Annotated in this window: 17 protein-coding genes; 3 read left to right on the top strand and 14 right to left on the bottom strand. The window is 54.3% G+C overall.

What is annotated here, in order from left to right; all coding sequences use genetic code 11:
• Position 1: 1 nt before the first annotated feature.
• The gene (gene cmoM / locus B3B59_RS01305; RefSeq protein WP_040076319.1) at positions 2 to 781 is read right to left on the bottom strand and encodes a tRNA uridine 5-oxyacetic acid(34) methyltransferase CmoM; all 780 of its coding nucleotides are present in this window, start codon (positions 779 to 781) and stop codon (positions 2 to 4) included.
• 124 nt (positions 782 to 905) lie between these two features.
• Here cmoM and elyC point away from each other — a divergent pair, with 124 nt between their 5' ends.
• On the top strand, positions 906 to 1685 hold the full coding sequence (gene elyC / locus B3B59_RS01300; protein WP_286807933.1) for an envelope biogenesis factor ElyC: 780 nt from the start codon (positions 906 to 908) through the stop codon (positions 1683 to 1685).
• On the opposite strand, the gene B3B59_RS01295 is transcribed toward elyC, so the two are convergent.
• From B3B59_RS01295 to B3B59_RS01235, 13 genes are all read right to left on the bottom strand, one after another.
• Positions 1662 to 2555, bottom strand: a complete 894-nt coding sequence (locus B3B59_RS01295) for a YcbJ family phosphotransferase (protein ID WP_286807932.1) — start codon at positions 2553 to 2555, stop codon at positions 1662 to 1664. The genes elyC and B3B59_RS01295 overlap by 24 nt on opposite strands.
• A 137-nt stretch (positions 2556 to 2692) precedes the next feature.
• Positions 2693 to 3439 carry a 3-deoxy-manno-octulosonate cytidylyltransferase gene (gene kdsB, locus B3B59_RS01290; RefSeq protein ID WP_040076322.1) on the bottom strand — a complete coding sequence of 249 codons (747 nt, stop codon included), beginning with the start codon at positions 3437 to 3439 and terminating at the stop codon, positions 2693 to 2695.
• Positions 3436 to 3618, bottom strand: a complete 183-nt coding sequence (gene ycaR / locus B3B59_RS01285; RefSeq protein ID WP_040076323.1) for a protein YcaR — start codon at positions 3616 to 3618, stop codon at positions 3436 to 3438. The genes kdsB and ycaR overlap by 4 nt, the downstream gene beginning before the upstream one ends.
• A gap of 45 nt (positions 3619 to 3663) precedes the next feature.
• Entirely contained in the window at positions 3664 to 4893 is a 1230-nt protein-coding gene (locus tag B3B59_RS01280; protein ID WP_286807931.1) for a winged helix-turn-helix domain-containing protein, read from the bottom strand.
• A 15-nt stretch (positions 4894 to 4908) separates the two neighbouring features.
• Positions 4909 to 5913: a tetraacyldisaccharide 4'-kinase gene (lpxK, locus tag B3B59_RS01275; protein WP_286807930.1), complete on the bottom strand. Its 1005-nt coding sequence runs from the start codon at positions 5911 to 5913 to the stop codon at positions 4909 to 4911.
• Positions 5910 to 7658: a lipid A ABC transporter ATP-binding protein/permease MsbA gene (gene msbA / locus B3B59_RS01270; protein WP_040076326.1), complete on the bottom strand. Its 1749-nt coding sequence runs from the start codon at positions 7656 to 7658 to the stop codon at positions 5910 to 5912. The genes lpxK and msbA overlap by 4 nt, the downstream gene beginning before the upstream one ends.
• Positions 7659 to 7694: 36 nt before the next feature.
• Positions 7695 to 9959: a ComEC family protein gene (locus tag B3B59_RS01265; protein WP_286807929.1), complete on the bottom strand. Its 2265-nt coding sequence runs from the start codon at positions 9957 to 9959 to the stop codon at positions 7695 to 7697.
• A 212-nt stretch (positions 9960 to 10171) separates the two neighbouring features.
• Positions 10172 to 10459, bottom strand: coding sequence for an integration host factor subunit beta (gene ihfB, locus B3B59_RS01260; protein ID WP_040076328.1), 288 nt, complete (start codon positions 10457 to 10459; stop codon positions 10172 to 10174).
• 168 nt (positions 10460 to 10627) lie between these two features.
• On the bottom strand, positions 10628 to 12301 hold the full coding sequence (gene rpsA, locus B3B59_RS01255; RefSeq protein ID WP_006174462.1) for a 30S ribosomal protein S1: 1674 nt from the start codon (positions 12299 to 12301) through the stop codon (positions 10628 to 10630).
• Between the two features lie 111 nt (positions 12302 to 12412).
• Positions 12413 to 13096: a (d)CMP kinase gene (gene cmk / locus B3B59_RS01250; RefSeq protein WP_040076329.1), complete on the bottom strand. Its 684-nt coding sequence runs from the start codon at positions 13094 to 13096 to the stop codon at positions 12413 to 12415.
• 185 nt (positions 13097 to 13281) lie between these two features.
• Positions 13282 to 14565 (bottom strand): 3-phosphoshikimate 1-carboxyvinyltransferase, encoded by a 1284-nt coding sequence (gene aroA / locus B3B59_RS01245; RefSeq protein ID WP_046887185.1) that lies wholly within the window; start codon positions 14563 to 14565, stop codon positions 13282 to 13284.
• A gap of 68 nt (positions 14566 to 14633) precedes the next feature.
• Complete coding sequence (gene serC / locus B3B59_RS01240) at positions 14634 to 15722, bottom strand: 3-phosphoserine/phosphohydroxythreonine transaminase (RefSeq protein WP_286807928.1); 1089 nt, start codon at positions 15720 to 15722, stop codon at positions 14634 to 14636.
• 162 nt (positions 15723 to 15884) lie between these two features.
• Positions 15885 to 16577 carry a DUF421 domain-containing protein gene (locus tag B3B59_RS01235; protein WP_046887186.1) on the bottom strand — a complete coding sequence of 231 codons (693 nt, stop codon included), beginning with the start codon at positions 16575 to 16577 and terminating at the stop codon, positions 15885 to 15887.
• A gap of 206 nt (positions 16578 to 16783) precedes the next feature.
• On the opposite strand from B3B59_RS01235, the gene B3B59_RS01230 reads away from it, so the two are divergent.
• Complete coding sequence (locus B3B59_RS01230; protein ID WP_207293363.1) at positions 16784 to 17011, top strand: hypothetical protein; 228 nt, start codon at positions 16784 to 16786, stop codon at positions 17009 to 17011.
• A gap of 107 nt (positions 17012 to 17118) precedes the next feature.
• Positions 17119 to 18879: a 30S ribosomal protein S12 methylthiotransferase accessory factor YcaO gene (ycaO, locus tag B3B59_RS01225; RefSeq protein WP_046887188.1), complete on the top strand. Its 1761-nt coding sequence runs from the start codon at positions 17119 to 17121 to the stop codon at positions 18877 to 18879.
• The last annotated feature ends 255 nt before the right edge of the window (positions 18880 to 19134 follow it).

Here is a 19134-nt window from a genome sequence, read left to right as displayed (position 1 = left end):
ATTATCCTTGCATCTGCGGCTTGCGCGCGGTGACGTGAATATAGCGGCCAAGGCTTAAGTAAGGCTCCTGGCGACAATACCGCGTTTCAATTTCTGTTAAGGCGTCTAAACAGTCATGCTGTTTTTGTTTATCACGCAGATAATCATGAAACACCCTCACGCCTGTTTTACCGGTGATCTCCCAGCCAATCTCCTCCAGCCAGCCATAGACCTGCTGCGGTTCACGGGGGAAATCCGGCGAAAGCGTGCGCCGTTTCTTTTTGTACATACCCTGCTGCACATAGCCGAAATTGCCCACCAGTACGTTACGCATCAGCAGGCCATTGGCGTTGTAAAACATCAGCGATAACGTACCGCCAGGCGACAACATCGACCACAGCGTTTTTAACACCGCCTGCGGCTCAGCCACCCATTCCAGCACAGCATGGAACAATATCAGATCAACCTGCGTTTCCAAATGCTGCGGGATGTCCTGAGCGGCGCAATGTATAAAATGCATGTTCTCGCTCACACCTTTCTCTTCTGCGGCCCGTTGTGCACGCGCAACCATTTCAGAAGAGAGATCGCAAAGTGTGACGTGGTGACCACGCTGCGCCATCAAAATGGCAGTCTGCCCCTCCCCGCCACCAGCATCGAGTACACGCAACGTACGGTCACCCGCTTCGGCAAGAATGTTGTCCAGATCCTGCCAGAGGATCGTCTGACGTAACTGCCCTTTCGTGGTGCCGTAAATATTGCGCGAAAACTTTTCCGCGATGTCATCAAAATTGCGATCCCGCATTGGGAGAGTTCCACTCGCTAACTGCAAAACCGCTATTTTGTCACACCCGCGCGGAGAATGAACCTCTCTGGTGTAATATCACCGGTATTAGCCTGCTATATGGTTAAAAAAGGAACCAAAAAGGATGCTTTTTACACTGAAGAAATACCTTGGCGGCATGATGTTGCCGCTGCCGCTGCTGCTGTTGATTATCGCGCTGGGGCTGGCGTTGCTGTGGTTCAGCCGGTTTCAGAAAGCGGGAAAAATTTTGACCACCGTCGGTTGGCTGGCCTTGTTGCTGTTAAGCCTGCAGCCAGTTGCCGATGGGCTCTTGCGACCCATAGAGGAGCGCTATCCTACCTGGCAGAATACACAGAAAGTGGCCTACATTGTGATTCTGGGGGGCGGCTATACCTGGGATCCCCAGTGGGCACCCAGCTCTAACCTGATTAACAATAGCCTGCCGCGGCTTAACGAAGGTATTCGCCTGTGGCGGGCGAACCCCGGATCGAAGTTGATCTTCACCGGCGCGGCAGCGAAGACGAACCCGGTAAGCACGGCCGAAGCGGGTGCACGCGTAGCAGAATCACTGGGAGTACCGCGAAGCGAGATCATCACACTCGATAGCCCGAAAGATACGGAAGAAGAGGCGGCAGCGGTCAAGAAGGCGATTGGCGATGCGCCCTTCTTGCTGGTGACCTCCGCGTCACATCTGCCACGTGCGGTGATTTTCTTCAGGCATGTGGGGCTGCATCCGCTACCTGCGCCGGCAAACCAGTTGGCGATCAACGCCCCGCTCAACCCCTGGGAGAAGGTCATCCCCTCTCCAGTCTGGTTAATGCACAGCGATCGCGTAGCGTATGAGACGCTGGGCCGAATCTGGCAATGGCTGAAAGGTGCTTCAGACGAGCCAGGGGAGCAGTGATTTAGAGGCCAGATCGAAGTTGGCACGGCTGAAACGGCCGGTATTCACCAGCTGTGCCACTTCATCCCACAACATATAAAGCCAACGACGCCAGAGGAAGGATTCGGACACGGGCGCGCGCTGTAGGTAGTGCCAGAGCAATCCTTCTGCCAGGCCGCTGTCGCTCAGACGAAACAGCTCGTACTCGCGCGGTGCCCAAAGCATAACCCCCGGCCCCACCATCGCCAGCAACTGATCGCTACGTGGATCTTTAAGCATGCTACGCAGCGTAAAGTTGCCGTGAATCAGAACGCTGTTGTCGTTGAAACCTTCGAAAAGTGCGGGCAGACACTGCCGGGTACGAAACAGGATCCGCCTGTCCTGCATCGTTAATCCGGTGTTCTGATACTGATTCAGTGTTCCCCAAAGGACTTCAACGCGCTGGCGATACCAGAGCGGCCAGAGGTTTTCCTGAGTGCTGTCGACCGGGCCGACCAGCCCGCCACTATCGTGTCGATGCCAGGAGAGCAGCGCCTCGACGATCTGATCTTTAAGTTGTTCCCAGCGATCCGGCGTGCGCGCCGGGGCTTCAACAGAGACCCCGCGCAGACGTTCAATCAGTAATACATCCGGGCCGGGATGATCCTCGTGGGTCATGACACCGTAAACCGTGGGCATGCGCACGGTACCGCTGCGCGCCAGCATGGAGATCTTCCACGCCAGCTGCCGGGCAACGCCCGGGGAGGAGAAACTTCTGGCCAGTAGCGGCAGCGGATTACCCTGGCTGTCATACAGAGACCAGAGCGTGGTATCGGCCTTTTCGTGGACACACTCCACGCGGCTCAATTTTTCTCCCAGCAGATGGCTGAGCTCCACTCGCAGCTGTTCCATTTGAGATTACCCCCATCAAGACTACTGCTTTTATAATGAGCGCGCGGACGACGGATGTCACCCTTCTGAGATCAATCCGGGAAAAGATTTCATCAAATGAAGCGAAAAAATCCCCTCGACGGAGGGGATGGGCGGGATTAGCGTAACTCTGCGCGAACGCGCTCAAGATCTTCCTGGGTATCAACTCCTGTCCCGGGCACCTGTTCGGCCACGGCGACATGGATCTTCTCGCCGTACCAGAGCACGCGCAGCTGCTCAAGCAATTCGATCTGCTCCAGCGGGCTCGGAGCCCAGGTCACATAGCGGCGGATAAACCCGGCGCGGTAGCCGTAGATCCCCAGATGACGGAGAAAAGTATCGCCCACGGTTTCGCGCGAAGCGGCAAAACGGTCGCGATCCCATGGAATGGTCGCGCGGGAGAAGTAGAGCGCGTAGCCTTCGGCATCCATCACCACTTTTACGGCGTTAGGGTTAAATGCCTCTTCCGCACTGTGAATGGGCACCGCCAGCGTGGCCATTCCCACCTGACGCTGCGCCAGATTTTCCGCGACCTGACGGATAATCACCGCCGGGATCATGGGCTCATCGCCCTGGACGTTAACAATGACCGTGTCGTCGCTAAAACCGCACTTCTCAACCACCTCGGCCAGACGTTCGGTACCGGACTGGTGATCGGCACGGGTCATGCACACTTCGCCCCCGGCGGCTTCCACCGCACGAGCCACCTCTTCATGATCGGTTGCCACGATCACACGCTCGGCACCCGATTCCCGCGCACGCTCAAGGACATGCACAATCATGGGTTTGCCATTGATATCGACCAGCGGTTTACCCGGCAGACGGGTGGAGGCAAAACGCGCAGGAATGATGACCACAAAACTCATGGTTTGCTCTCTTCTGCCGCCAGCGCGCGGGCTTCGGTTTCCAGCAGGACAGGGATCCCGTCACGCAGAGGGAACGCCAGGCTATCCACTTTACAGATAAGTTCCTGCTTATCCTGGCTGTAATAGAGTTTGCCGTTGCACACCGGGCAGGCAATGATTTCAAGTAAACGGTGATCCATGATTCCTCCGTATAGGTTATGGCTAAAGCTTACCATATTCCTTTTTCAGACCGCGTCTATTTCCCAGCCACTTCGACAGGTAGCAAACAGACCGTGCGGCAGTTGACCCAGCCGAACGCGCGTTGCGCCCTGCCAGGCAGCAAATTCGGTTATTGCGGCGTGCAGCCCCTTCACCAGCCCGGCGGTGACTCGCGTCCCCTCTTCCAGATAGAGAGAAATAATCTCAAGCTCGCCAGCTTTACGGTGCATTTTGGCATCCATTCGCCCCACCAGTTGCCCTTTATGCAGCAAGGGCAGGACAAAATAGCCATACTGGCGTTTGGGAGCCGGGGTATAACACTCCAGCCGATAGCTAAAATCAAAAAACTGTTCGGCGCGTTTGCGGTCCCATACTACCGGGTCAAAGGGGGATAAAACCGCACTGCGGGTTGCTGTCAGTTTTCCCGCCAGCGCGAGTTCCAGTTCAGGTAGCAGATCGCTGTGCAGCCACATTGCGCCTAACGACTCTACCTCCACGGGAATGATCCGCCGTTGCGCCTGCCACTCCTGCAAAAGGGGCGCCAGGGCTGGCTGGCGCAGCCGATAATAATCGGCCAGCCATTGCGGGCGAAAAATGCCCAGACTGCGGGCGCTGTTTTCCAGCATGATAGCTTCAGCCGCGCTCTGAGAGAGCATATCCCGCTCATCGTCCCAGTGCGGCATCATCCGGTGGGTCAAATCGTAGACCCGCTGGAAATTCCGCCGCGCGATCACCATCACTTCCCCGGCGGTAAAGAGTCCTTCGAGATGGCGTTTATGGGGCTTCCACTCCCACCAGCCGCTAGCACCTTTACGCGGATGTTCAAAGTCAGCGGAACGGACCGGGCCGTTTTGCTGGATATGCTCTGTCAGCGCTTTAATTTCCTGGGCGTGTTGTTCCATCCACTCTTTACGGTATTTCCAGCCCATCTTGTCCGGAGCGCGCATGCGATGGCGCACCAGGGCAAAATCACTGCGCGGCAGAAAGCAGGCCTCATGGGCCCAGTACTCCATCAGTTCGCCGTTACTGAGGGCGTTATCAAGCCACTCAGGCGAATACGCACCAAGACGACTGAAGAGCACTAGGTAAGGGCTGCGGGCGACAATATTGATGGTATCGATTTGCAGCAACGACATGCGTTGAATGGCAGGAAGGATGTCCGTAGGCTTTGCGCGGCGGCGAGGCTTTTTTAGCAGCCCCTGGGCAGAAAGATGAAGATGACGTGCAGCTGAAAGCGTAAGCCAGGGGAGAGCCATAGCGTGTCCTGTCAGTTAATGCGCGGTGGCGACCTCATTAGCCTGGCGCGCGAGGGCGATCAGTTCCAGAAGCAGTTTTTCAGGGCGCTCGCCCTCTAACTCTGCATCGACAGGCAAATACCACCAGTTATCACGCGCAAAGGGGCGACATTTTACAGCGTCTTTTTCGGTCATGATTAATGTCTGGCCCGAAGTGGTCATCGCCGCAACCTGCTGCTGGCTCACTGCCTGATGGTCAGCCAGCGGGATTTTTTTTACCAGCGTGGCGCCGCACTGCTCCAGGGTGGCGAAGAAGCGCGGCGGATGGCCAATGCCCGCCATCGCAACCAGGCCCGGGAGTTCAGCCACGTTACGACGTTCACCGCTGAGCAGATTAACTGCCAGCCCCGGCTGCAGCCGCATCGGGATCTCACCCGCCTGGGCCGCGCCGCCATTGACGATGATCGCATCGACGGAATCTAAACGGGAAGCCCGCTCGCGCATCGGCCCGGCAGGCAACCACCAGCCATTCCCAAAACGACGGACACCGTCCACGACCACTATCTCTTTATCACGCGCCAGCGCGTAGTGCTGCAGACCGTCATCCGTAATGACCAGCTGTACCGGAGCATATTCCAGCAGCGCCTGTACGGCTTCGCTGCGTACCGGGGACACCGCCACCGGCACTCCGGTACGCTGGAAGATTAATACCGGTTCATCGCCAGCTTCTGCTGTCGTTGTCTGCGCATTAAGCACCAGAGGATAGCTAGCCGCTTTGCCGCCATAACCCCGTGAGACAACGCCCACGCGAATCCCCTGACGCGTTAACTGCTCTACCAGCCAGATAACAACCGGCGTTTTGCCGTTGCCACCGGCGGTAAGATTTCCAACGACCACAACGGGCACGGGAGCACGCCATGCTTTTTTCAGGCCCAACCTGTAGCTGAGGCGTATGAGACCGCTCACCAGGCCATACAGCCAGGAGAGCGGTAACAGCAACAGCCACAGGGGTGACTCACCGGACCAGATGCGGGCAATCATGCGCCAAACTGCATCTTATGAAGCTGAGCATAGACACCGCGTTGTTCAAGCAGATCGGCATGGCTGCCGCGCTCAACAATGACGCCATCTTCCACCACCACAATCTCATCGGCCTGTTCGATGGTAGAGAGACGGTGCGCAATCACCAGCGAGGTACGGTTTTTCTGCAGCTCATCCAGTGCCGACTGAATGGCACGCTCTGACTCGGTATCGAGCGCAGAGGTGGCTTCGTCGAGAATCAGTATCGGGCTATCACGCAGCAGCGCGCGGGCAATCGCGATACGTTGACGCTGACCGCCGGAGAGCAGCACGCCGTTTTCACCAATAACGGTATCAAGACCGTTATCCATCTTATTGATAAAGTCCATCGCATAGGCCATACGGGCAGCGTTTTCGATCTGCTCGCGGCTGTACTCTTCTGTACGGGCATAGGCGATGTTATTGGCAACGGTATCATTGAACAGGTGGACGTTCTGAGAAACCAGCGCAACCTGGTTACGCAGCGACTGCAGGGTATATTCCCGCAAATCGTGCCCATCGAGTAAAATCTCACCCTCATCGATATCGTAAAAACGGGTCATCAGACTAGCGATGGTCGATTTACCCGAACCAGACCGGCCAACCAGTGCCACGGTTTTACCTTCCGGAATATCCAGATTGATATTACGCAGCGCAGGCGCTTCACGGCCCGGGTAGGTAAAGGTGACGTTGCGGAACTGGACATTGCCTTTTGCACGCTCAATCACGCGCGTCCCTTCGTCTTTCTCCTGCTCTGAATCGAGGATACTGAACAGCGTCTGGCAGGCTGCCATACCGCGCTGGAACTGCGCGTTGACGTTAGTCAGCGATTTGAGCGGGCGCATCAGGGCAATCATTGACGAGAAGACAACGGTAATCGTACCGGCCGTCAGGGTTTCCATCACGCTTGGGAAGCTCGCAGCATACAGTACAAACGCCAGGGCAAGGGAGGCAATCAGCTGAATGATTGGATCGGAGATGGATGAAGCGGAAACCATTTTCATCCCCTGGGTACGCATTTTGTTGCTGACCTTATCGAAGCGTTTGGTTTCAACTTCCTGACCGCCGAAGATCAGCACCTCTTTGTGGCCTTTCAGCATCTGCTCTGCGCTGGTGGTCACTTGTCCCATGGTGTTCTGCATATTTTTACTGATATTGCGGAAACGTTTGGAGACGACGCGAATGGCGATAGAGACAACCGGGGCGAGTACGATGAGTATCAGCGACAGCTGCCAGCTGTAGTAAAACATCATGATGAACAGGCCGATAATCGACGCGCCTTCACGCACCACGGTAATCAGCGCGCCGGAAGAGGAAGAGGCAACCTGTTCTGAGTCGTAGGTAATGCGCGACAACAGCGTCCCGGTGGACTGCTTGTCGAAGAAGGAGACCGGCATGCCCATCATGTGGCTGAACAGACGGCGGCGCATCGTCATTACCACTTTTCCTGACACCCAGGAGATGCAGTAGCTAGAGACATAGCTGGTGATACCACGCATGACCATCAGGCCGATAACCACCAAAGGCATCCACAGCAGCACAGAGCGATCCGTTTTACCAAAACCCTCGTCCAACAGTGGCTTGAGAAGCGATAGCATGAAAGTATCGCTGGCAGCGTTGAGAATTAACGCGACGGCTGCCACGATCAGACCAGGCTTGAAAGGTGCAATCATCGGCCAGAGACGGCGGAAGGTCTGCCACGTGGAGAGATCTTTATCGTTATGCATTCATAAAACCAGCATTTGTTGAAATAGCCGCATATTCTACCCGTTATCGCCGGGCACGCCAAACCACTGATGATACCAACGACGGAAATATTGATATCGTAAACGTTGGATTTGCCACGCTTGCGGTGTAAACGTCACCGTGATTTGCCCGCTCTGGGGCGTAGTGACCCACTGATAACCCTCCTTACGATAGCGATTTGCCACTTTCACCGACGGCAAGCGCCAGGCGTTAAATCGTGAAGCAGAGACCAGTGCGATATGCCCATTAACGCGCTGTATCAAAGGCAGCGTTGAGGAGGTATTGCTCCCGTGGTGAGGCACCTGGATAAGTGTAGACGGAAGATATTGCCAGTGGTGACTCAGCATCGCCTTTTCCGCCTCAGCTTCAATATCGCCTGTTAATAATACGCTGTGTACCCCGTCATCCACTTTCACCACGCAGGAGCGATTATTTCCGCGCCAGCGAACGGCATCGACAGGCCAGTGTGCGGTAAAGGTCAGCCCCTGCCATTGCCAGCGTTCACCGCGAAAACAGGGCATATGGTCTTCCTGACGCAGCGGACTACGAACCCACATATCTGGCCAGGTTTTGCGCAAAGTGTTCAGGCCTCCGGCGTGATCCAGATGATCGTGACTGAGAATAACGCCGTCAGGATATAAATGATGCCAGCGTAGCCAGGGAATAATGTGCAGTTGAGCGCTGTCTCCCCCCGGCCACGCTGGGCCTGTGTCATAAAGCACCGCCCTGCCCTGACGTTCAATGACCATAGCCAGCCCCTGTCCAACATCCAACATATGCAGTGCCCAGCTGTTATCGTGCCTGGCTCGCCAAAACGGGAACGTGAACACAATGATGACCACCAGACCGAGTACCGGCGAGCTCTTCCAGACGCGCATCCGCCAGCCGATAAGCGCAAGCCAGGGAAGGAGTGCCAGCCCGGTCCACCGATTGTCTACCCCAATCCAGCCATTGGGCAGAATTTTCAAAAACCTGAACAGCAGATCAAGTACGGCATCAGTGGCCATCCACAGCCCATTTTCAACCATGCTCAGGGCCACAAGATGGCAAAACATTCCCAGCAAAATGAGCGGTACCGCCACAAAAGTGACCAGCGGTACGGCAACCAGATTCGCCGCCAGCGAAGAAAGGCTGAAACCATGAAACAACGCAACCTGCAGGGGCAGTAGTAAAAACAGCATTCCCAACTGTAGATGCAGCAAGTTCGCAATGGGCTGCACTCCCCGGGGTAACCTCCTATTCGTCACGGGCAACCACTGAAACCAGAAGATAAGCGCCGCTACCGCAAAGGCGGAAAGCAGCAGGCTATGAGAGAGCACAGCCAGCGGATCGACAAACAGGATCGCGGCTATGCAAACCCGCCATACCTGCCATGATGACCAGCGTCGCCCGCTGAGTTGTAAGGCGAGGCAAACCGCCAGCGATACCACGGTACGCAGCGCAGGAGGCTGCATACCGGTCAGCCCCGCGTAAAATGTAGCAAAGCAAAAACCGGCAACTAGCGGGCTTCGCCAGCCTATTCGATGTACAGGGATAAAAAACTGGAAAGCACGCACCAAAAGCCAGAGAGCTGATGCGGCCAGCGCAATATGTAATCCTGAAATCGCCATCAGATGGGATGTACCGGTTTCCCGCATCAGGTCATTTACTTCTGGCTTGACCGTCAGCCGCTCCCCCATCCCTAATCCCAGCATGACGGCTCCCCATTGATATGGCTCCAGCGTCGCACTCAGAGAGGCGAGATAGCGGGCACGCAGACTGCAGCGGGCATCCAGCAGTTGGGCGTGCGCGAAACGCCCGGTCAACGGTAAATGTTGTGACAGGGCATGGCGCTGCGCGTCAAAACCCCCTTCATTGAGCTGTCCATGCACTGGACGCAAGGCGAGCGTCATGCGCCAGCGTTGCCCTGCACACCCGGCCTGGGGAAGCGCCTGACCATAGAGCTTCACCCCGACGGCAGGTGAAAGGCGTTGACCATTGATGCGGATAATTTTCGCCCGGTGCGTAGTGTCACCATCGCTGGCGGTAAGAATGACCTCGGCCTCCTGCCGGCCTTTGGTCAGGTGGGTCATCGGCCAGACTATCGCCTGCCCGGCAAGCAGCCCCCAGGCCATAAAGAGAAGCCAGAAGCCGGTCAACCGCACAGGCCGACAGCGACACCAGGCACCGATGGCCCCTGCGAAGGCGATAGCCTGAATAACATGTAAATCTGGCAACGCAGGCAGCCATAGCAATGGCACGATCGCCAGGATGACGCATGTTGATAGTCCAGTCAGACTCATTTCCACCTCCCTGTTAGCAGGGAGTGTGCCCGGTCATTCAGTCCTGGTCATATGGCTTAAGATGAATAAGGAAGCGCGTACGAAAAGTTTTCAAGATGATTGCAAGGTTGCACTAAAAATTGCGCGGTTCTTTCAGGAAGAGGAATTTAAGACGAAAAAAAGCACCCGCAGGTGCTTTTCTTCAACAACTCATTCACGCCAGCAGGGCAGAATCAGTCGCCATAAATATTGGCGCGATCGCGCAATTCTTTACCCGGCTTGAAGTGCGGAACGTATTTACCTTCCAGCTCTACTTTATCGCCAGTCTTCGGGTTACGCCCGGTGCGTGGTGCACGATAGTGCAGTGAAAAACTTCCGAAACCGCGGATTTCAATGCGCTCGCCCTGTGCCAGAGTCGAGGCCATATGCTCAAGCATCTCTTTCACTGCATCTTCGACAGCTTTTGCAGGGATGTGTGATTGCTGGCTGGCAAGTCTTTCGATCAATTCTGACTTGGTCATGATTCCTCCGGTTCCTTCAAACCTATTAGCTGAACAGCTTATTAAACAAGGGCGGCCGTAGCCGCCCTTTGTTATTGATTACAGGACGAATCCTGCAATCTGTCAAGTAGACTCGTTATCCTTAGAGCCGTAACTGCGTTATAGCTCAAAGGAATCGGATTACTTGAATTACTCGCCTTTAGCTGCTTTGAAAGCTTCAGCCATTGCGTTGTTAGAGAAGTTTGCATCTTCCTGTTTGTTAACAGTTGCGATTGCATCTTTCTCATCAGCTTCGTCTTTAGCACGAACAGACAGGCTGATTGCACGGTTCTTACGGTCAACACCGGTGAACTTAGCTTCAACGTCATCGCCAACGCTCAGAACCAGAGTTGCATCTTCAACGCGGTCACGGGAAGCTTCGGAAGCGCGCAGGTAACCTTCAACGCCGTCAGCCAGTTCTACGGTTGCGCCTTTAGCGTCAACTGCAGTTACTTTACCGTTTACGATTGCGCCTTTCTTGTTCAGTGCAACCCAGTTGTTGAACGGATCTTCTGCCAGCTGCTTAACGCCCAGGGAGATACGCTCACGTTCTGCGTCAACCTGCAGAACAACTGCAGCGATTTCGTCGCCTTTCTTGAATTCACGTACTGCTTCTTCGCCTGCAACGTTCCAGGAGATGTCAGACAGGTGAACCAGGCCATCGATGCCGCCGTCCAGGCCGATGAAGATACCGAAGTCAGTGATAGACTTGATTTTACCTTCAACACGGTCACCCTTGTTGTGGGTTTCCGCGAACTGCTGCCACGGGTTGTTTTTGCACTGCTTCAGGCCCAGGGAGATACGACGACGTTCTTCGTCGATATCCAGAACCATCACTTCCACTACATCACCAACGTTAACAACTTTGGATGGGTGGATGTTTTTGTTGGTCCAGTCCATTTCGGAAACGTGCACCAGGCCTTCAACGCCTTCTTCGATTTCAACGAAGCAGCCGTAGTCGGTCAGGTTGGTAACGCGACCAGTCAGTTTAGTACCTTCTGGGTAACGCTTAGCGATAGCTACCCATGGATCTTCGCCCAGCTGTTTCAGGCCGAGGGATACACGAGTACGCTCGCGGTCGAACTTCAGCACTTTAACAGTGATTTCGTCGCCCACGTTCACGATTTCGCTTGGGTGCTTAACGCGTTTCCACGCCATGTCGGTGATGTGCAGCAGGCCATCAACGCCGCCCAGGTCAACGAATGCGCCGTAGTCAGTGAGGTTCTTAACGATACCTTTGACTTCCATGCCTTCCTGCAGGTTTTCCAGCAGCTGATCGCGTTCTGCGCTGTTTTCGGATTCGATAACGGCACGACGGGATACAACAACGTTGTTACGCTTCTGGTCCAGCTTGATTACTTTGAACTCAAGCTCTTTGCCTTCGAGGTGCAGGGTGTCACGGACTGGACGAACGTCTACCAGTGAACCTGGCAGGAACGCACGAATACCATTCAGCTCAACAGTGAAGCCACCTTTAACTTTGCCGTTGATAACACCGACCACAGTTTCAGCTTCTTCGTAAGCTTTTTCCAGGGTGATCCATGCTTCGTGACGTTTAGCTTTCTCACGAGACAGCAGGGTTTCGCCGAAGCCGTCTTCTACTGCGTCCAGTGCAACGTCAACTTCGTCACCGACCTGGATTTCCAGCTCGCCCTGGGCGTTTTTGAACTGCTCAGCCGGAATGGCGGACTCAGATTTCAGACCGGCGTCAACCAGTACTACGTCTTTGTCGATAGCAACAACAACACCGCGAACGATGGAACCCGGACGGGTTTCGATTGTTTTTAAGGATTCTTCAAATAGTTGAGCAAAAGATTCAGTCATGTTTAATCTTCAGGTTAATATTAACGTCCACCTGGCTCCGTGCCGGATGGGGTTGTTTCACATACCCGCCGTCAATCCATTGCAGCGGGGGTACTACTAAATCGGTCGCGATTACGCGAGAGCCAATTTCTGGCGCGCATATTGTAGCGCTTTTTCAATCACTTGCTCAATAGTTAAACTGGTAGAGTCCAGCACTAACGCATCTTCTGCAGGAACAAGTGGCGCGACGGCGCGGTTACGATCGCGGTCATCACGTTCTTTTATCTCGGATAAAAGGCGATCAAAGTTAACACTAAACCCCTTCTCCTGCAACTGAAGCATGCGGCGTTGCGCTCGCTCTTCCGATGAGGCATCAAGGAAAATTTTCACAGGCGCATCAGGGAAAACCACGGTTCCCATGTCGCGACCGTCGGCGATCAAACCGGGTGTTTCACGGAATGCACGCTGGCGTCGTAACAAGGCTTCACGTACGCGCGGGAAGGCGGCAACCTGCGAAGCCGCATTGGCCACTTCCTGGGTGCGGATTTCACCGCTCACGTCTTCACCTTCGAGAATGACTTCAAGGTTGCCGTCGGTCGAGACAAAACGAACATCCAGATGCGCAGCCAGCGGGACCAGTGCCTCTTCAGACGCGACATCCACATGGTGGTGCAGCGCAGCCAAAGCCAGTACGCGATAGATTGCTCCCGAATCTAAAAGATGCCATTGCAATGCTTCCGCCATTGCTTTGCACAGCGTACCTTTCCCTGCGCCACTTGGCCCATCAATGGTGATTACCGGGGCAACTGCCGTCATCGTTTTCTCCTTAAATAAGGCATACCGTTCATATAAACGCCGCGCATTATACGCGTCATCTTGCGCAACTGTTACCTTTGCGTGCAAATAACGAAATTAATGAAGCAGAGTGTAGAAGAAATGCGCGGGAGTGTGGGTCAGGAAACGTAAGGAAATGCCGCATCCGATGATGCGGCAAAGGATGATTACGCCAGCGTACTGATGCGCGCCAGCTGTTCGAAGTAGTCCGGGAAGGTTTTCGCGGTACATTTCGGATCGAGAATGGTCACCGGGGTATCCGAGAGCGCCACCAGCGAGAAACACATCGCCATGCGGTGATCGTTATAGGTGCCGATTTCAGCCACCTGCAGTTGTGCCGGCGGTGTGACGCGGATGTAGTCTTCGCCCTCTTCTACCTCTGCGCCCACTTTGCGCAGTTCGGTTGCCATTGCAAACAGACGGTCGGTCTCTTTCACACGCCAGTTATAGATGTTACGCAGCGTGGTGGTCCCTTTTGCGAAAAGCGCTGCCGTCGCAATGGTCATCGCCGCATCCGGGATATGGTTCATGTCCATGTCGATGGCGTTGAGTTCGCCACGCGTACAGGAGATGAAGTCCTCCCCCCAGGTCACCGTGGCGCCCATCTTCTCCAGAACGTCTGCAAAGCGGATATCGCCTTGCACACTATTACGGCCGATGCCGGTTACTTTAACGGTGCCGCCCTTAATCGCCCCCGCGGCCAGGAAATAGGAGGCGGAAGAGGCGTCGCCTTCAACAAGATAGTGGCCCGGAGATTGATACTGCTGTGCACCGCGCACTACGAAGCGCTGATAAGCGTGGTTTTCCACCTCGATGCCGAAAGTTTGCATCAGATGCAGCGTGATATCGATATAGGGCTTAGAGACCAGATCGCCTTTGATGGTAATCACGGTGTCCTGCGGTGCCAGCGGCGCGGTCATCAGCAGCGCGGTTAAGAACTGGCTGGAAACGCTGCCATCTACCTCAACATGACCGCCGGTGAAGCCTCCGCGCAGGCGCAGTGGTGGATAGTTTTCCTGCTCCAGATAGTCAATTTTCGCGCCGCCCTGACGCAGGGCATCCACCAGATGACCAATCGGACGCTCTTTCATACGCGGTTCGCCCGTCAGCACAATATTGCTGTTACCCAGACACAGGGCTGCGGCCAGGGGGCGCATAGCGGTGCCGGCGTTACCCAGGAACAACTCGAGCTCTTCGGCTGCGCGCAGCGCCCCACCGTTGCCAGTAACTTCACAACGGGTTCGATCGTCAGAGAGCGTGTAGTGAACGCCCAACGCTTGTAACGCATTGAGCATATGACGTACGTCATCGCTATCCAGCAGGTTGGTCAGGACTGTCGTGCCATTTGCCAGCGCTGCCAGCAACAGGGCGCGGTTCGAAACACTCTTTGAACCCGGCAGATTGATGGTGCCGTCTACTCGCGCGATTGGTTGTAACGTCAGGGATTCCATGAAACTTAACTCTCAACTCAACATAATAAAAACCCCGCAGCGATGCTGCGGGGGTGAAAACAGCGCGATTAACCGTGACGACGTTCGAAGTCGATCATGAAATCGGTCAGGGCCTTCACGCCTTCCAGCGGCATCGCGTTATAAATAGAGGCGCGCATTCCGCCAACGACGCGGTGGCCTTTCAACGCATGCAGACCCGCAGCGAAGGACTCTTCCAGGAACACTTTATCCAGATTGCTATCCGCCAGCTGGAACGGGACGTTCATGCGGGAGCGGTTGGCTTTAGCCACATCGTTGCGGTAAAAGTCGCTCTTATCGATGGTGCCATAAAGCAGTTCAGCTTTCTGCTGATTGATCTTATCCATCTGCGCCACACCGCCATTTTGCTTCAGCCACTTGAAGACCAGACCGGAGAGATACCAGGCAAAGGTTGGCGGGGTGTTGAACATAGAGTCGTTATCGTTCAACACGGTGTAGTCCAGAATGGATGGGCAAGCTGTATGGGCTTTACCCAATAGATCCTCACGTACGATGACGATAGTCAAACCCGCCGGGCCGATGTTCTTCTGCGCGCCAGCGTAGATAACACCGAAGCGGCTGATATCGAGCGGCGCGGAAAGGATAGTGGAGGAGAAATCGGCGGCAACGACAACATCTTTACCGAAGTCCGGGGTCTTATCAATGGCAATACCGTCGATGGTTTCATTCGGGCAGTAGTGCAGATACGCGGCGTTATCAGAAAGCTGCCATTCGCGCATTGGCTTCACAGCGCGCAGTCCGTCGACGGTGACTTTGGCGTCGATAACGTTCGGCGTACAGTATTTGTGCGCTTCTTTTACTGCGCTTGCCGCCCAGTAGCCCGCATCCACGTAATCTGCCGTGGTTTTGTCACCGAGAATATTCAGCGGAACGCCAGCAAATTGACCGCGTCCCCCGCCGTGGCAGAACAATACTTTGTAGTTCGAGGGAATATTCAGCAGATCGCGAAAATCCTTTTCTGCCTCTTCCGCCACCTGGATAAACTCTTTACCACGGTGGCTAATCTCCATCACCGACGTACCGAGACCCTGCCAGTCAACCAGCTCTTGCTGAGCTTGCTTAAGTACCTCTGCCGGTAACATTGCCGGACCTGAACTGAAATTAAAGACCTGAGCCATTTCCCCTCACCACGCTTAAAGCAATAAGTTATAACTGTGGATATCGGTTTTATCATTCAGTGACACGCGCCGCAATGTCTAAAACTTATGACCCTGGAAATGTGGCGCAGGTCACACAATACAATCTACCACCGCCCTGTCACAAAACCGACAAATTGGCTGTCAGGCGAGCCGTTTGGCCCGACTAACCTTCGTCCATTCTGGATTGGTACAGCGCGGGCATAACATATGATCGCCTGCCTGCATGGACACGACATGGCTACACTTTATGCAGGCATACTGCCCGCTCTCAGGTACGGTATTAAAACGGTCAATCAGCATATCCGGCAAGATACACAGCCCGGGCTTGACCTCGTCATCGGGGTAGTAATAGACGCTGATCTGCCCATTGGTTTCCATAATAGCCAGTCGGACCTGGCCCAGTTGTTCAACGCTGTTGAGACGTAGCTCCATAAAGAACTCAAACTCCGTCATATTCGCGCTTTGCACTTTTTCCCAGGCCAGTTGCCCCTCTTCAATGATAACGACCGGCTTCCCTTCGAACAGGTCTTCCAGCTTTTCACTTTTAGACATCAGCCACATCACCAGTCGGTAGAGCAAGGCAAGTGACACAAAAACAATAAACACGGGCACCATCGGCACGTCGTCATAAAACGCGACGTCTCCGGCCGCGGAGCCCAGGGTTAAAATGATTAACACTTCGAAAAGCGACATCTGACGCACGCCGCGTCGACCGGTTATTTTGAGAAATAGAAACACCAAAACAAAGGTATAGAGGCTACGCAGCGCAACTTCACCTAAAAATTCAGGAGGGACTTTATCGAATGCCATCCGTTGGAGATCGAACGCTTTCATTTTTGTTGTTCCTTTACAGTAAGTTACTCCCTGTAAGCATAGCTCAGGTTCCGCTTTCCGCCGCCTGACTGCGCTGCTCAGGGGCTAAATCAAATCTGATTTCTTCTGATTTCAGACGTTGCTCCCAATCGCGGGATTTACTCCCGGTATGCCTGTTCCCTAAAATCTTTCGTCTGGAAATCAAAACTCATTGAAAAGGATTTTTTATGCGTGAATTAACCTGTGACGAAATCTGCGTCGTCAGTGGTGGCTTTGGGCTGCTATCTTTACCGGCCGGCCTTGGTCTGGGGGCGTTTATTCCCACTATTGTGCTTGGCGCTATCGCCGGGCCCTTTACGCTGGGCATTGGCTTCGCCGTTATGGCGGCCGGAATTGTTGGGACCAGTCTGTCGGGTGCCGCAATGATCGTGAGTATCTGCGCCCCTATTCTTTAATCTTTCAGGGTATGCGGTCACCCCATGCCCTGACACTCTCCCGTTAATAGCCATCCTTCCTTAAAAGCCGTATTATTGCGCATCCTGCCATCAACAACTGACTAATCATGACCCAAACCTTTATCCCCGGCAAAGACGCCGCTCTGGAAGATTCCATCGCACGCTTCCAGCAAAAACTGACCGATCTGGGCTTTAATATTGAAGAAGCGTCCTGGCTGAACCCTGTACCTCACGTCTGGTCCGTGCATATTCGCGATAAAGACTGTGCCCTGTGCTTTACTAACGGTAAAGGCGCCACGAAAAAAGCGGCCCTGGCTTCTGCGCTGGGTGAGTACTTTGAGCGTCTCTCCACCAACTATTTCTTTGCGGATTTCTGGCTGGGCGACACCATTGCCAACGGCCCGTTTGTGCACTATCCGAACGAGAAGTGGTTCCCGCTGACCGAAGATGACGAGCTGCCGGAAGGTATTCTGGACGATCGTCTGCGCGCGTTTTACGATCTGGACAACGAACTGACCGCCAGCATGCTGGTGGATCTGCAATCCGGCAATGATGAGCGTGGGATTTGTGCCCTGCCGTTTACCCGTCAGTCCGACGAACAGACCGTCTACATTCCAATGAATATCGTTGGCAACCTGTATGTCTCTAACGGTATGTCCGCCGGTAACACCCGCAACGAAGCGCGTGTGCAGGGTCTGTCTGAAGTGTTTGAGCGTCATATCAAAAACCGCATTATCGCCGAATCAATCAGCCTGCCGGAGATCCCGAGCGAGGTTCTTGCGCGTTACCCGGGCGTGGTGGAATCCATTGCTAAACTGGAAGCCGAAGGTTTCCCTATTTTCGCGTATGACGGCTCGCTGGGCGGTAAATACCCGGTTATCTGTGTGGTCCTGTTTAACCCGGCTAACGGGACCTGCTTTGCCTCCTTTGGCGCGCACCCAGACTTCGGCGTGGCGCTTGAGCGTACAGTTACCGAGTTGCTGCAGGGCCGCGGTCTGAAAGATCTTGACGTCTTTACGCCACCCACCTTTGACGACGAAGAAGTCGCTGAACACGCTAACCTTGAAACCCACTTTATCGATTCCAGCGGTCTGATCTCCTGGGATATGTTCAAGCAGGATGCAGATTACCCGTTCGTGGACTGGAGCTTCTCCGGCACCACCGAAGAGGAATTCGCCACGCTGATGGCTATCTTCCGTGAAGAAGATCAGGAAGTGTATATCGCCGATTACGAACATCTGGGTGTCTATGCTTGCCGTATTCTTGCGCCTGGCATGTCTGATATCTATCCGGTTGAAGATCTGTGGTTGGCCAATAACACCATGGGCACGCATCTGCGCGAAACCCTGCTCTCCCTCCCGGAAAGCCGTTGGGAAAAAGAAGATTATCTCAACCTCATCACCCAACTCGATGACGAAGGTAATGACGATTTTACTCGCGTACGTGAATTGCTGGGGCTGGCAACCGGTAAAGACAACGGCTGGTACACCCTGCGCATCGGTGAGCTAAAGGCAATGCTGGCCCTGGCGGGCGGCGATCTGGAGCAGGCTCTGACCTGGGTTGAATGGACCATTGAGTTCAACGGCTCTATTTTCTCGGCTGAGCGTGCGAACTACTACCGTTGCCTGCAGACCTTGCTGCTGCTCTCTCAGGAAGAAGAGCGTGAGCCGCTGCAGTATCTGCACGCCTTCGTTCGTATGTATGGCGCAGACGCCGTTGAGGCTGCCAGTGCAGCCCTGAGTGGTGAAGCACCGTTCTACGGCCTGCAGGCTGTGGACAGCGATTTGAAAGCCTTCCCGGCGCATCAGTCGCTGTTAAAAGCCTACGAGAAACTGCAGAAAGCCAAAAGCGCTTACTGGGCAAAATAACCGCAAATAGCATTATAGAGAGTAGGCGTATTCCGTCGCCTACGTTATATTACGGGGCAATTTAATTGCCCCGTTTTTTATTTATAAGGCAATCAAGTTTAATTGTAATAATAAAGTTAAATAACGGTAACTATAATAATAGCGACCTGGTTACTGTTGTAACTTTTTATAGTAAATACTCCATTATAATTAACTGTTATGGAGGACGGCCAAAGAAAAAAATCAAATCATTTTATAACTTTTAAAATTTATTTT

This window comes from Leclercia sp. UBA2479, assembly GCF_002341985.1.
Taxonomy (GTDB): Bacteria; Pseudomonadota; Gammaproteobacteria; order Enterobacterales; family Enterobacteriaceae; genus Enterobacter; species Enterobacter pneumoniae.
The sequence above is the reverse complement of the archived record's forward strand: the minus strand, read 5'-3'. Positions and strand labels throughout refer to the sequence as shown.